This is a genomic window from Hymenobacter sp. 102, assembly GCF_049949205.1.
Taxonomy (GTDB): domain Bacteria; phylum Bacteroidota; class Bacteroidia; order Cytophagales; family Hymenobacteraceae; genus Hymenobacter.
This window is the reverse complement of the sequence record NZ_CP188175.1, coordinates 73,199-86,746: the sequence shown is the minus strand read 5'-3', so window position 1 is coordinate 86,746 and position 13,548 is coordinate 73,199. Positions and strand designations below refer to the sequence as shown.

The 13,548-nt window shown below is 64.3% G+C and carries 11 protein-coding genes; 8 read left to right on the top strand and 3 right to left on the bottom strand.

All coding sequences use genetic code 11. From position 1 onward, the window contains the following. Positions 1-17: 17 nt before the first annotated feature. The 3 genes from ACN19L_RS25070 to ACN19L_RS25060 are packed head-to-tail and all read right to left on the bottom strand — an operon-like array spanning position 18 to position 1,104. Positions 18-398, bottom strand: coding sequence for a DDE-type integrase/transposase/recombinase (locus ACN19L_RS25070; RefSeq protein WP_426493619.1), 381 nt, complete (start codon positions 396-398; stop codon positions 18-20). Further along, positions 293-805: an IS3 family transposase gene (locus tag ACN19L_RS25065; protein ID WP_426491321.1), complete on the bottom strand. Its 513-nt coding sequence runs from the start codon at positions 803-805 to the stop codon at positions 293-295. Before ACN19L_RS25065 ends, ACN19L_RS25070 begins: the two co-directional genes overlap by 106 nt. After that, positions 802-1,104, bottom strand: a complete 303-nt coding sequence (locus tag ACN19L_RS25060; protein WP_223831499.1) for a transposase — start codon at positions 1,102-1,104, stop codon at positions 802-804. Before ACN19L_RS25060 ends, ACN19L_RS25065 begins: the two co-directional genes overlap by 4 nt. A 1,156-nt stretch (positions 1,105-2,260) precedes the next feature. Between ACN19L_RS25060 and ACN19L_RS25055 the strand changes: the two genes are divergently transcribed. The 8 genes from ACN19L_RS25055 (at position 2,261) to ACN19L_RS25020 (ending at position 13,520) form a co-directional block, all read left to right on the top strand. Beyond that, positions 2,261-3,190 (top strand): replication initiation protein, encoded by a 930-nt coding sequence (locus ACN19L_RS25055; RefSeq protein WP_190786131.1) that lies wholly within the window; start codon positions 2,261-2,263, stop codon positions 3,188-3,190. A gap of 415 nt (positions 3,191-3,605) precedes the next feature. Beyond that, positions 3,606-4,757 carry a di-heme oxidoredictase family protein gene (locus ACN19L_RS25050; RefSeq protein ID WP_190786170.1) on the top strand — a complete coding sequence of 384 codons (1,152 nt, stop codon included), beginning with the start codon at positions 3,606-3,608 and terminating at the stop codon, positions 4,755-4,757. A 10-nt stretch (positions 4,758-4,767) separates the two neighbouring features. After that, on the top strand, positions 4,768-5,208 hold the full coding sequence (locus ACN19L_RS25045) for a Rieske 2Fe-2S domain-containing protein (RefSeq protein ID WP_426491511.1): 441 nt from the start codon (positions 4,768-4,770) through the stop codon (positions 5,206-5,208). Beyond that, positions 5,205-6,428 carry a hypothetical protein gene (locus ACN19L_RS25040; RefSeq protein WP_190786129.1) on the top strand — a complete coding sequence of 408 codons (1,224 nt, stop codon included), beginning with the start codon at positions 5,205-5,207 and terminating at the stop codon, positions 6,426-6,428. Before ACN19L_RS25045 ends, ACN19L_RS25040 begins: the two co-directional genes overlap by 4 nt. 319 nt (positions 6,429-6,747) lie before the next feature. Further along, a complete protein-coding gene (locus tag ACN19L_RS25035; RefSeq protein WP_190786128.1) occupies positions 6,748-7,071 on the top strand; it encodes a DUF6660 family protein in 324 nt (107 codons plus the stop codon). A 155-nt stretch (positions 7,072-7,226) separates the two neighbouring features. Continuing rightward, positions 7,227-11,651, top strand: a complete 4,425-nt coding sequence (locus tag ACN19L_RS25030; protein ID WP_426491510.1) for a CusA/CzcA family heavy metal efflux RND transporter — start codon at positions 7,227-7,229, stop codon at positions 11,649-11,651. Between the two features lie 24 nt (positions 11,652-11,675). Further along, positions 11,676-12,866 carry an efflux RND transporter periplasmic adaptor subunit gene (locus tag ACN19L_RS25025; RefSeq protein WP_426491509.1) on the top strand — a complete coding sequence of 397 codons (1,191 nt, stop codon included), beginning with the start codon at positions 11,676-11,678 and terminating at the stop codon, positions 12,864-12,866. A gap of 42 nt (positions 12,867-12,908) precedes the next feature. After that, the gene (locus ACN19L_RS25020; protein ID WP_426491508.1) at positions 12,909-13,520 is read left to right on the top strand and encodes a hypothetical protein; all 612 of its coding nucleotides are present in this window, start codon (positions 12,909-12,911) and stop codon (positions 13,518-13,520) included. The last annotated feature ends 28 nt before the right edge of the window (positions 13,521-13,548 follow it).

Sequence of the window (13,548 nt, the reverse complement as noted above, 5' to 3'; positions counted from 1 at the left end):
CTACTCTAGTGCGACCCCTAGTAGGCGATGTGGTGGCTGATTTCGAGCTTGGCTTCGGCCAGGCCGGGGAAACTGCCGCCGTCGAGCAGTTCGGCTTTGAAGCGGCTCCAAAAGGACTCGGCGTGGGCGTTATCGTAGCAATTGCCGCGCCGGCTCATGCTTTGCACGGCCCCGTGGCGGGCCAGTAAGTCCTTGAAGCGGGTGGCCGTGTACTGGCTGCCCTGGTCGGAGTGCACGACCAGCCCGGCCGGGGGGCGGCGCACGACCAGGGCGCGACGGAGCGCCTCGCTGACTAGGTCCTCCGGCATGGTGTCGCGTACGTCCCAGCCCACGATTTTGCGCGAGCAGCGGTCGAGCCAGACGGCCAGGTAGAGCCAGCCGCCGCCCTGGCGGGGCAGGTAGGTGATGTCGCCCACCCAGACCCGGTTCGGGGCGGTGGGGCCGGCTGGCCGAGCAAGCGGTTAGGCGCCGCGCGCACGGCCGGGTCCGAGTCGGTGGTGCGGGGCACAAACGAGCGCGGCTGCTGGGCCCACAAGCCGTGCGCCTTTAGCACGCGGCGGATGCGCCAGCGGCCCACCGCGTGGCCTTGCGCCTGTACCTCCGCCCGCAGCCGGCGGGTGCCGTAGCGTTGGTTGTGGTGCGCAAATACCTCGCGCACGGCCAGTTGCCAGGCCGGCTCGACCACCGGCTGCTGCCGGCGGCGCTGCCACGCATAGTAGGCGGCCGGGGCCACGCGCAGCACCTGGCAAAGCTGGCGCACGGGTACGTGGGCCCGGCGTTGGGCGATGTGCTGGTAGGTGCTCACCGGGTCGGCTGGCCGAAGATGACCAAGGCTTTTTTTAAAATGTCGAGCTCCTGCTCGGCCCGTTTCAGTCGGGCCCGCAGGGCGCGCACTTCCGGGTCGCGCGCCACTTCCTCACTGCCCACTTCGGCCACGAGCTGCGCCTGCTGCCAGCGGTAGAGCAGCTTGGGGCTGATGCCCAACTGCCGCGCCGCCGCTTGGGTGCTGCGGCTCTCGCTGGCCAGGCGCAGGGCCTCGGTCTTAAACGCCTCGTCGTATTTACGCCGTTTGTCGGGCGACGCCCCGTTCTTTTTGGCTGTCATCACAGAAGAAATATACGTCCTTCTTCTGTCCGTCTTGCCTAGACCACCTCAGGGACAGATGGGCTATTCTAAGGCAAAGGAAACAGGTCAAATCGATGCTACCTACGGCTCAATGCCCTTTCCGGGTACGTAGGAGCCCTTTTTTAGCACTTGCCGCTACACCTGGTATGGTTAGGTCAGCCGGGTTAACTCCTCAGTAAGGCCTTAGTATCGCGTTGAATAACCGCCTGCCAGGTGCTACTACCTCGCTTTCCGGCTTATAAAACCTATTAGTTCACGAAAATGCATAGCTCGACTGTAGGCTGGTGGGCCAGCTAAAAAATAGATTTTATAAGCCTTGGGGTCCTTGTGGGCACCATTTTCCTGGTTAGGGGCTCCCTGCTGGCCTGCTACAGTTGCCGCTGAAGATGCTGGCGAAGGAAACCTGTGAGACTTATAAAATCTATTAATGAGCCCTTCGTGAGCTTTCAGCGTAGTTTTTAAGTACCTTTGGGGTTGGTAAGAGTGTTCTAAATAGTAGAAAAAGGTAAAAAAATCTTTAAAAAGTGCAATCGCGTTTTGTGCTTATTTAGACTCCTTTTTTTGTTGTTTTCGTTCGGGTATCGCCCTAAACCACCACTTTAAATGCTTTTGTACCCCAGCTTCAACAAGCTTGTGAGTATTTTAAGTATTTAAGGTATTTGCAGGGGCCACAACTTTTTGTATCACAGCAACTTAAGCCGCTTCAGTAATAGGTTTTATAAGCGAGCTAATAGGTTTTATAAGCCAAGTAATAGGTCTCATAAGCGGACTAATAGGTTTTATAAGTCCAGCTAATAGCTTTCATAAGCTGATTAATAGAGCGTCCTTGCATAAGCTATTAATTCGCTGTCTGGGCCCAACTAATAGATTTTATAAGTCACTTCGGGTGCGGCCCCAGGAGCAGCCCGAAGCTGACGGCCCTGAACTAATAGGTTTTATAAGCCGAACTAATAGCTTTTATAAGTCTCGCGGAAAGCTCGCGCCCGGCTAACTAATAGCTTTCATAAGTCTAACTAATAGCTTTTATAAGCCGCCTTGGCCCTGCGCCAGTTCCTTGCTCATAGATTCAGGATTTGGCTCTATTAGTTTCCGATTTAAGCCGTATGTTTGCTTTGTATCACCCCAGTAGCTGCGTATGGCCGCGCCCGAATCCACCGTTCCGATTGAAATCCGGCAGCACAACGCGCTGACGACGGCCCGCTACGAGATGAGCGCCTGCGAGATGGACATTGTCTTTTCGCTGCTCTCCAAGCTCACCAAGCAGGATAAGGCCGGCACCATCTACGAAATCCGGGTGCAGGAGCTCATGGAGATGACCGGCCGCACCTGGAACTACAAGCAGCTGCTCGAATCCACCGAGAACCTCAACAGCCGCGTCTACCACATCGAGAACGGCAAGACCCTGTTGCAGGTGAGTCTGCTGGCCTCGGCGCTGTACCGCAAGGGCGAGGGCACCATTGAGCTGGAGATATCCGAGCGCATGCGGCCTTTCCTGATTGACCTGAAAAGCAACTTCACGTCCTACCGCTTGCAGGCCGCCTTCAGCTTGAGCAGCAAGTACGCCAAGCGCATCTACCAGCTGGCCTCGCAGTGGAAGGACATCGGGGAAACCAAGACCTACTCGCTGGACGAGTTCAAGGGCATGCTCAAGCTCAAGGACCCGGCCGGCAAGGAGCCCGAGCAGTACTCCCAGATTTCGGCCCTGCAGAAGTACGTGCTCGACGTGGCCACGAATCAAATCAACGAGCACACCGACCTGCGCATCAAGTACGAGCTCCTGAAAAAGGGCCGCTCCTACCAGAGCATCAAGTTCTACGTCAACACCCAGGTACCCCAGCAGCTGCCCATCCCCTTCGAGCTGGAAGCCGACGACGCCAAGGTGCAGCTGGCCCGCAAGCACCTTGAAACCTTAGGCATCGCCGAGCCCAAGCTGGTGCAGGACATTCTGCAGTCGTCCAAGCACGTGGATGCGCTGTTTGCCTTCATCTACAAGCTGAAAACCGATAAAATCAAGGCCACCAAGAACCCGGGCGGCCTGTTTTTGAAAATGCAGGGGCTGCGCTAACCTATATATTACTTAAGTGGGGAAAGGGCCCCTTCGTGCCTGCGGCTTATCGGCTGCGGAAACGAAGGGCCCCTGCATGTTGCTGGTTTGCCAAATGCTGTTGGAGTAGCAGCCGATTCTTCCCCTTGCGGATATGCTCGCCAAGCCCTCTACGGAGGAATTGCTAGCGTCTGGCCAAGCAAGGAGCCTACGCTACCGGTCTTGTTGCTCCTCCAAAGACCGGCCCAACGAGTTCCGAAAGCCTGAGTGAACACTCTTAAGGCTAATCAGTATTAAGGCGTACTAAAAATATTTTTAGATTGGTCTAAATTTCGTTCTTTTGCCTAAACTTATCCTTGCTCCTATGCGGCTGCACACGTACGTAACAGGACCGGGACTGCGCCGCAGCGCGGTGGCCGCAGCGGCGCTGGGGTTCATGCTAGCCTCGTGCGAGCTGATTTTTCCCGCTGCCCCAGCCGACGACGCCGTGCTGGACGGCCCCGTAGCAGGCCTTACGCCCGAGCAGCACGCGCAGTTTCTGCGCGGAGACGTAGCCTTCAACGACGAGGTATTCACCTCCCGCACGGGCCTGGGGCCGGTCTTCGTAGCCGCGAGCTGCGGCAGCTGCCACGCCGGCGACGGCAAGGGCCACCCGTCAACCACGCTCACGCGTTTCGGACAGGTGGACAGCACCGGCAACTTGTTTCTGGCCCGCGGCGGCCCGCAGCTGCAGCACCGGGCCTTGCCGGGCTTTCAGCCTGAGCAGCTGCCGGCCGGGGTGGCGCACAGCCGCTTTACCCCCCCGGCCAACACGGGCCTGGGCTTTCTGGACGCGGTGCCAGACCAAACCCTGCTGGCCCTGGCCGACCCGCAGGACGCGGACGGCGACGGCATCAGCGGCCGGCCCAACTGGATTCAGGCCCCGGGCTACGTCACCGAGCGCCCCGTCACCCGCACCCGGGGCGGGCGGCACCTCGGGCGCTTCGGCAAAAAAGCGGCTGCCTACGACTTGCTGCACCAAACGGCCACGGCCTACAACCAGGACATGGGCATCGTCTCCAGCTACGAAGCCCGGGACGCCCACAGCGGCCAGCTGGCGGATCCCGAAGTCAGCAACCAAACCGTGCTGGACGTGGTGGCCTACCTGAAACTGCTCAAAACGCCCGTGCAGCGCGAACCGCGCCACCCGGACGTGCTGGCCGGCCAGCAGCTGTTTCTGCGCATCGGCTGCGGCAAGTGCCACACCCCGGAGCTAACCACAGGCGCGTCGCCCGTTGCGGCCTTGGCCCACCAAACGGTGCGCCCCTACACGGACCTGCTGCTGCACGACATGGGCCCGGGCCTCAACGACGGCTACACCGAAGGCACCGCCGCCCCGGCCGAGTGGCGCACCCCGGCGCTGTGGGGCCTGGGGCTGTCGCCCAATTCGCAGGGCGGCAGCTACTTTCTGCTCCACGACGGGCGCGCCCGCAGCTTCGAAGAAGCCATTCGCCAGCACGGCGGGGAAGGACAAGCCAGCCGCCAGCAGTTTGAGGGGCTGTCCGCCGAGCAGCAGCGGCAGCTGGTGCGTTTTCTCCAGAGCCTGTAACCCCTACCCCATGGACCGACGTGAATTCGTGCGCCGCGGCTGCGCCGCCTGCGCGGGCGTCACCCTGCTCGCCCCGCTGTTGCAGGGCTGCGCCGCGACCCGCTACGCCACCGGCACGCTCCACCGGGACGGGCTGTTGCTCGACGCCAGCGAGTTTCTGGCCCCGGACGGCACGCTGCGCCCCTACGTGGTAGTGCGCCACGAAGCGCTGCACTTCCCCATCTGCGTGTTCCGCTTCAGCGACGCGGACTACGCGGCCCTGTGGATGCAGTGCGCCCACCTCGGGGCCGAGCTGCAGGTCAGCGGGCAGGCGCTGCAGTGCCCGGCCCACGGCAGCGAATACGACAACCGCGGGGTAGTCACCAACGGCCCGGCCGACCAAAACCTGCGGCGCTTCCCGGTGCAGGTCGCGGCCCACCGCCTCTTCATCGACCTGCGCGCCACCTCATGAAGCACCTTTTCGCCCTTTTGCTGCTGGCCGGGGCCCTGCCCGCCGCGGCGCAGATCGACCCTGTGCTGCTGCGCCGCGTGCCGCGCGACACGAGCCGGCTGCAGCTGAACATGGACGCGGTCTACAACCGCCCCTTCGCGCAGCCCGGGCGCCTGCCCGTGGCCCTGGGCGGCTACGTGGAGGCCAACTACCAGTACGCCGCCACGGACGGGGTAAGCGAGGGCCACCAGTTCCAGATGCGGCGGCTCACGCTCTTCATCTCCAGCAGCATCGCCCAGCGCATCAAGTTCCTGACCGAAATCGAGTTCGAAGACGGCACCAAGGAAATCAGCCTCGAATTTGCCTCCGTCGATTTCGAGTTCAGCCCCTTGCTCAACGTGCGCGGCGGGGTGGTGATGAACCCCATCGGCGCCTTCAACCAAAACCACGACGGGCCGAAGTGGGAATTCGTGGACCGGCCGGTAGCGGCTACGCAGCTGCTGCCGGCTACCTGGAGCAACGTGGGCGCGGGCCTCTACGGCAAGAAGTTCGGCGAGACCTGGGTGGTCGCCTACGAGGCGTACCTGACCAACGGCTTCGACGACCAGATCATCTCCAACGCGGAAAACCGTACCTTCTTACCAGCCAGCAAGCGCAACCCCGACCGCTTCGAGGAAAGCTTCAACGGGGTGCCCCTGCTGACCACCAAAGCGGCGCTGCGGCACCGGCGCGTGGGCGAAGTAGGGCTCTCGTACATGGGCGGGATCTACAACAAATTCGAGGACGACGGCCTACGGTTGGATAGCCGCCGCGGCGTGCAGGTATGGGCGCTGGATCTGGCAACCACCGTGCCCGGGAGCCGCACCGCGGTGACGGGCGAATGGGCCTGGGTGCGGGTTAACATTCCCGAAGCGTACTCGCCCCAGTACGGCCGGCACCAGGCCGGCGGCTTTGTGGATGTGGTGCAGCCGGTATTGCGCGGCACGCAGCTGGGCTTTGCGAAGGCGGTGCTCAACGCCGCCCTGCGCCTGGAATACGTGGACTGGAACCGCGACCGGTTCGCCGAAACCGGGGGGCGCATCGGCGAGGAAGCGCTGTGCGTGGTGCCCGCCGTGAGCTGGCGCCCGACGGCCCAGACCGTCATCCGCCTCAACTACCGCCGGCAGTGGGACCGGGATTTTTTGGGCAACCCGCCGGCCCGCACGGCCGCGGTGCAGCTGGGATTTTCCTCGTACTTCTAAGCCGAGCCCCGGCCCAAATAAAAGGGCAGGAACGGCGGTTTTCTGTGGGCGGCCCCGGTTCGCGAGCGAGCCCAGCTTCTGAAGCAGGGTGCTGTTTCCTATCCAATAGAGCCCCCTTAGGTATCGGGCCGTTGCAACAGTGGGGAAACTTAATACCTGCCCACAGCTGTTTTTCCAGTACCGTGCCTGCATCCGCGTGGCCCGCCGCCTGACTGGTGCTTCCACATCCCATACCCCGACCGGTCCAGCAAAGAATTGTGTTCTGCGCATATCCTTTCGCCGTCGCCTGCGTATGTTTGCACCACCCCGCCCATAAGCGATGCGCTTTTTCTCCGTCTTTTTTGCGCTGTACCTAGCCATTCTGGCTTGCCTGCCCTGTGCCGACGCGGCGCCGGTGCCGGTGGATGGCGCGCGGAGCTTTGTCAGCGCCGGGGAGCACAAACCGGCGGCCCACGAGCAATTGGATTGGTGCTCGCCCCTGTGCCAGTGCCACTGCTGCTCGGGCACGTCCCTGCCCTCGGCCACGGGAACGGCCCTGCCGCTGCCGGCCGTACCCGTTGCGGCGGCGCAGTGCTTTGCCCGGCTTTTGCCCCCGGCCCCGCAGCAGCGGGCGGGTAGCATCTGGCAACCCCCCCAAGCCTAGTTTCCTGTTCCATCCGGCTCTCGTTAGCCGGGCGCGGGCACGCTGCTGTGTCCGCGCCCGGCTAACGTGTGACGTCCGTGCGCGTCCCCGCCGCGGCCCCGTTGAGCCCGTCTCCGGCGCCCCTTTCCAGGATTTCTAGTCTTACCCCAGCCAGCATGTTTGACCGGCTCATTCATTTTTCCATTCACAACAAACTCATCATCGGGATCCTGACCCTGGCCTTGATTGCCTGGGGCGGCTACTCGTTGAGCCGGCTGCCGATTGACGCGGTGCCCGACATCACCAACAACCAGGTCGTGGTGTACACGGTGGCCCCTTCGCTGGCCGCCGGCGACATCGAGCGGCTGGTTTCCTTTCCTATCGAACAGAGCGTAGCCACCATTCCCGAGCGGAAGGAAGTGCGCTCCTTTTCCCGCTTTGGCCTCTCGGTCGTGACCATCGTCTTCGAGGATGACGTCGATATTTACTGGGCCCGCCAGCAGATAGCCGAGCGCCTGCGCGAGGCGGAGAGCCAAATACCCGCCGGCATCGGCCAGCCGGAACTGGCGCCCGTGAGCACCGGCCTGGGCGAGATTTACCAGTACCTGGTACGCCCCAAGCCCGGCTACGAGAAAAAGTACGACGCCCGGGAGCTGCGCACGATTCAGGACTGGATTGTGCGGCGGCAGTTGCTGGGCACGCCCGGCGTGGCCGACGTGACCTCTTTCGGCGGGCTGCTCAAGCAATACGAAATTGCCCTCGACCCCACGCGCCTGCGTTCGCTAAACGTAACGGTGGATCAGGTTTACCAAGCTGTTTCACGCAACAACCAGAACGCCGGCGGGGCTTACCTCGACCAGAAGCCCACGGCTTACTTCATCCGCACCGAAGGCTTGGCCGAAAACGCCGCCGACCTGGGCAACATCGTGGTGCGCAACACCCAGGGCGGCCTGCCCGTGCTGGTGCGCGACGTGGCCGACGTCCGGCTGGGCTCGGCGGTGCGCTACGGGGCCATGACCCGCAACGACGAGGGCGAAGTCACCGGCGGCATCGTGCTCATGCTCAAGGGCGCCAACGCCAACGAGGTCATCAAAGCCGTCAAGGCGCGCATGGCCACGGTGGAGAAGTCGCTGCCGGAAGGCGTGGCCATCGACGTGTACCTGGAGCGCTCCGACCTGGTGGGCCGCGCCATCAACACGGTCACGACGAACCTCATCGAAGGGGCACTCATCGTCATTTTCGTGCTGGTGCTGTTTTTGGGCAACCTGCGCGCCGGTCTGGTCGTGGCCTCGGTCATTCCGCTGGCCATGCTCTTTGCCATCAGCCTGATGCGGGTGTTTGGCGTCTCAGGCAACCTGCTCTCGCTCGGGGCCATCGACTTCGGGCTGGTCGTGGACGGGGCCGTCATCATCGTGGAAGCCATCGTGCACCGCCTGCACGCCGGGCACGCGCCGGGCCACGCCGCGAACGGCAAGCTGACCCAAGATGAAATGAACGAGGAAACCTACCAGGCAGCTTCGCAGATTCGCTCTTCGGCCGCCTTTGGCGAAATTATCATCCTCATCGTGTACCTGCCCTTGCTGGCGCTGGCCGGCATCGAGGGCAAGATGTTCAAGCCCATGGCCCAGACCGTGGCCTTTGCCATCATCGGCGCCTTCATCCTGAGCTTGACGTACGTGCCGATGATGTCGGCGCTGGCCCTGAGCCGCAACACCAAGCACAAGCGCAACATCTCCGACCGCATGATGAGCTGGCTGGAAGCGCGCTACCGCCCCGTACTGGAGTGGGCCCTGCGCCGCAAAGCGCTGGTGCTCGGCACGGCCGTGGCGCTGTTTGCCGGGTCTCTGCTGCTGTTTCGCACGTTGGGCGGGGAATTTATTCCGCAGCTCTCGGAAGGCGACTTTGCCATTGAGATGCGCACGCTCACCGGCTCGTCGCTGAGCTACACCGTGGACAAAAGCCAGCAGGCCGGCGGCATCCTCAAAAAGCAATTCCCTGAAGTGAAAGAGGTGGTCGCCAAAATCGGGGCCGCCGAAATTCCCACCGACCCCATGCCGGTGGAAGCGGCCGACGTGATGGTGATTCTGGAAAAAGACCAGAGCAAATGGACCTCGGCCAGTAACCGGGAAGAGCTGGCCGAGAAAATGGCCGAGGCCTTGAGCGTCATTCCTGGGGTGACCTTCGGCTTTCAGCAGCCCATCCAGATGCGCTTCAACGAGCTCATCAGCGGCGCCAAGCAGGACGTGGTGCTCAAAATCTACGGCGAGGACCTGCAGCAGCTGGCCCGTTACGCCGAGCAGGCTGCCCGCCTGGTACGGCAAGTAGAAGGGGCCGAAGACGTGTACGTGGAGCAGGTCACCGGCTTGCCCCAAATCGTGGTCAAGCTCGACCGCAACCGCCTGGCCCGCTTCGGGCTGAACGCCGAGGACGTGAACCGCACGGTGCAAACGGCTTTCGCCGGGCAGAGCGCCGGGCAACTCTTCGAACAGGAGCGCCGCTTCGACGTGGTGCTGCGCCTGGCGCCCGAGCTGCGCCAGAACATCACGCAAGTGCGGCAGTTGCTCATCGCTACGCCCAGCGGCGAGCAGGTGCCGCTGGAGCAGGTGGCCACGGTCAGCCTGCAGGAAGGGCCCAACCAGATCCAGCGCGACGACGCGCAGCGCCGCATCACGGTGGCCTTCAACGTGCGCGGCCGCGACGTGGAGAGCGTGGTGCAGGAGCTGCAGGGCAAGGTGGAGCAACAACTCAAGTTCGCCCCGGGCTACTACACCACCTACGGCGGGCAGTTCGAAAACCTGCGCGAGGCCACCCAGCGGCTAAGCATCGCCGTGCCCGTGGCCCTGACACTGATTTTCGTGCTGTTGTTCTTCACGTTCAAATCCTTGAAGCAGTCGGTCATGATTTTCACGGCCATTCCGCTCTCGGCCATCGGCGGGGTATTGGCCCTCTGGCTGCGGGGCATGCCCTTCAGCATCTCGGCCGGCGTGGGCTTCATTGCCCTCTTCGGCGTGGCGGTGCTCAACGGCATCGTGCTCGTTGGCTACTTCAACCAGCTCAAGACCGAGGGGCGCACGGACCTCTACCAGCGCATTCTGGAAGGCACCCAGGTGCGTCTGCGGCCCGTGCTGATGACGGCGACGGTGGCCTCGCTGGGCTTCCTGCCCATGGCCCTCTCGCAGTCGGCCGGCGCGGAAGTGCAGCGCCCCCTGGCCACGGTCGTCATCGGCGGCTTGGTGACGGCCACGCTGCTCACCCTGCTGGTGCTGCCGGTGCTCTACGCCCTGTCGGAGCGCAACGCCAAGCCCCACACCGACGAACACCCGGAACAACCCGCTCGCACGGCGGTGCCCACGGCCCTGCTCGTGCTGCTGGTGCTGGGACTGTGCAGTTGGCTCGGTGTCCCGGCGGCGCGCGCGCAGGGGCCCATCACCTCCGCCCAAGCAGTCAGCCAGGCCTTGCAGGCCAACGGCACGGTGCAGGCGGCGCAACGCGCCTTGGAAGCCCAGCAGGCGCTGCGCCGCACCGCTTTTGACGTGGGCCGCACGACCATCCTGGGTACGTACGGGCAGGTGAACTCGCCCTTGTCCGACAACGTGCTGAGCATCGGCCAGTCGCTGGCCTTGCCGGGCTACTACAAAGCGCAAGCCGGCCTGAGCCAATCCCAGATTGCCACCCGCGAGCAGCAGCTCTCGCAGGTGCAGGCCGAGTTGCGCCGGCAAGTGCGCCGCAGCTACGAGCAGGCCGTGCACGCCCGCAACCGGCAGCGTACGCTGCGCGGGCAGGACAGCATCTACTCTGAGTTCCTGCGCGCGGCCCAGCTGCGCTTCAAGACCGGGGAAGTCAACCGCCTGGAGCCGGCCAACGCCATCATCCAACAGGGCGAAACGCAGAACCTGCTGGCCCAGGCCCAGGCCGATCTGGTAGTTGCCGAGCGGCAATTGCAGGCCCTGTTGCAGGCCCCGCAGCCGGTCGCCGTGGCCGATAGCAGCCTGCGCCCTCTGGCGACGCCGGCATCGCTGACTGATACCGCCCGGCTGGCCACCACGCCGCAGGCGCGCGCATTGCAACAACAAATTGCCGAGCGGCGGGCGGAAACCCGGGTGGAGCAGGCCCAAGGCCTGCCCCAGGTAACGCTGGGCTACACCAACCAATCCCTGCGGGGCACCTACGAAGTTGATGGTCGTCAGCAGACTTACGGGACGGGCGACCGGTTCCAGAGCGTGCAGGCCGGCGTGGCCATTCCGCTGCTGCGCGGGCCGCAGAAAGCCCGGGTACAGGCCGCCAAGCTGCAGGAGCAGGCGGCCGCGGCCACTTACCAGCGCTACCGGGCCGAAGCCGCCGCCCAGCTCGACGAGCTGCGCGTGCGCCTGCAGGAACAGCAGCGGCGGGTGCAGTTCTACGAGCAAACCGCCCTGCCCCAGGCGGCCGTCATCGTGCGCCTGAGCCAACTGGCCTACAAAGCCGGCGAAACCACCTACTCCGAACTGCTGCTCAACCTGGAGCGCGCCCTGGGTGTGCGCACGGCCTACCTCGACGCCGTGCTGCAGCACAACCAGACCGTCATCGACCTGGACTACCTGCTCGGCGCCGCAGCCCAATAACTTCCTCCTCTCGACATTCTCATTATGAAGAACATTGCATTCCTGACGCTGCTGCTGGCCCTGACCGCGGCGGGCTGCGGCGCAGACAAGCAAAAAGCGGCCGAACCCAAAGAAGCGGCCGAAGCCGGCGCGAACCCCGAAGCGGCCGAAGCTGGCGGCGAGGCCGACGAAGCAACCGATCTGGTCACCCTGTCGGCGGCCGAACAGCAGGCCGGGGGCCTGAAAACCGGCCGGCTCTCGACCCAGGCCATGGGTGCGGGCCTGGCCGTGAACGGCACGTTGGACGTGCCGCCGGAAAGCTCGGTGTCCATCACCGCCCCGCTGGGCGGCTACGTGCAGCACACCGAGCTGCTGCAGGGCACGCGGGTGCGCAAGGGCCAGGTGCTGGCCGTGTTGCGCAACCCCGAGTTCGTGACCCTGCAGCAAACGTACCTGGAAACGCGCAGCCGCCTCAAGTTCGCCAACGCCGAACTGGCCCGGCAGCGGGAGCTCTACCAGCAGGAAGTGGCGCCCCTGAAAAACTACCAGCGGGCCCAGGCCGAAGCCGAAGCGCTGCAGGTACAGACCAATGCCCAGGCCGCGCAGCTGCGCATCGCCGGGCTGCCCGTGGGCGGGGCCATCACCCCCACGGCCACGCTGCGCGCCCCGCGGGCGGGCTTTGTGCGCGCCGTCAACGTGACGGTGGGGCAGAGCGTGACGGCCACCGAGCCGCTGTTTGAAATCGTGGACCCCGAACACCTGCACGTGGAGCTGACCGTGTTCGAGAAGGACGTGGCCCGGGTGCAGAACGGTCAGCTGATCCGCTTCACCCTGGCCAGCGACTCCACCGGCTCCCGCCGCGAGCGGACCGCTCGCGTGTACCTCGTGGGCAAGGCCATCGGCGAGGACCGCACCGTGCGCGTGCACGGCCACCTCGACGAGGAAAACGACCCGGCCCTGCTGCCGGGCCTCTACGTGCGCGCCACCATCGAAACCGGCCGCAGCGACGCCACGGCCCTGCCCGACGCGGCCTTGGTGCGCTTTGAAGGCCAGTACTATGCCTTTGCCGTGGAAGCGGCCGGCCGCTACCGCATGGTGCCCGTCACCCTAGGCCGCAGCGAGGACGGCTACACCGAAGTCGTCCTGCCCGAGGCCGTGCCCGCCACCACCACTTTCGTCACGGACGGGGCGTACTCGCTGCTGGCCAAACTCAAGAACGCGGAAGAAGAAGAATAGAAAATTCCTTCCCGAATCTCCCCCCGTTGCGTACCGCTGCTCATGTTCAACCTGCTCACCGGATGCTTTCTGCTCAGCCTGCTGCACGCCGCCATTCCCAACCACTGGGCCCCGGTGCTGGCCGTGGCGCGGGCCGAGCGGTGGACGCTGCGCCGGGCGGTGGGGGTAACGGTAGCGGCCGGGCTGGCGCACGTGCTCAGCACGTTGCTGCTGGGCGTGGCCCTGGGGCTGCTGGGGTGGAAGCTGTCGGTTCGCTTCGAGCAGTTTGCTGGCTGGGTAGCCCCGCTGCTGCTCATCGGCCTCGGCGTGCTCTACGCCTTCTCCGGACCGGGGCATACCCATCCCGACCCGGCACCGGTGGCCATCCGGTCCCGTCGCCGGGCGGTCCTGGGCCTGGCGGCCACCATGTTTTTGGCCCCGTGCCTGGAAATCCAAACCTTTTTTCTGGCCGCCGGGTCGCACGGCACCCCGGCGCTGGCCCTGGTCATGGCCACGTACCTGCTCGTGTCGGTGGGGGCCATGACCGCCTTGGTGGCCGCCGCGTACAGCGGCATCCGCCGCCTGAACCTCAGCGGGTTGGCCCGCCACGAGCGCCGCGTTACCGGCGCGGTGCTCGTGCTGGTGGGCCTGGCCGGTTTTTTCGTGCACTGGTAGCGCAGGCGCCCGTGCTTTCCCTCATCCG

Excerpts from the sequence above, each read along its gene's own strand:
- ACN19L_RS25060 (WP_223831499.1), bottom strand. The coding sequence starts at position 1,104 with ATGACAGCCAAAAAGAACGGGGCGTCGCCCGACAAACGGCGTAAATAC.
- ACN19L_RS25055 (WP_190786131.1), top strand. The coding sequence starts at position 2,261 with ATGGCCGCGCCCGAATCCACCGTTCCGATTGAAATCCGGCAGCACAAC.
- ACN19L_RS25050 (WP_190786170.1), top strand. The coding sequence starts at position 3,606 with ATGCTAGCCTCGTGCGAGCTGATTTTTCCCGCTGCCCCAGCCGACGAC.
- ACN19L_RS25045 (WP_426491511.1), top strand. The coding sequence starts at position 4,768 with ATGGACCGACGTGAATTCGTGCGCCGCGGCTGCGCCGCCTGCGCGGGC.
- ACN19L_RS25040 (WP_190786129.1), top strand. The coding sequence starts at position 5,205 with ATGAAGCACCTTTTCGCCCTTTTGCTGCTGGCCGGGGCCCTGCCCGCC.
- ACN19L_RS25035 (WP_190786128.1), top strand. The coding sequence starts at position 6,748 with ATGCGCTTTTTCTCCGTCTTTTTTGCGCTGTACCTAGCCATTCTGGCT.
- ACN19L_RS25030 (WP_426491510.1), top strand. The coding sequence starts at position 7,227 with ATGTTTGACCGGCTCATTCATTTTTCCATTCACAACAAACTCATCATC.
- ACN19L_RS25025 (WP_426491509.1), top strand. The coding sequence starts at position 11,676 with ATGAAGAACATTGCATTCCTGACGCTGCTGCTGGCCCTGACCGCGGCG.
- ACN19L_RS25020 (WP_426491508.1), top strand. The coding sequence starts at position 12,909 with ATGTTCAACCTGCTCACCGGATGCTTTCTGCTCAGCCTGCTGCACGCC.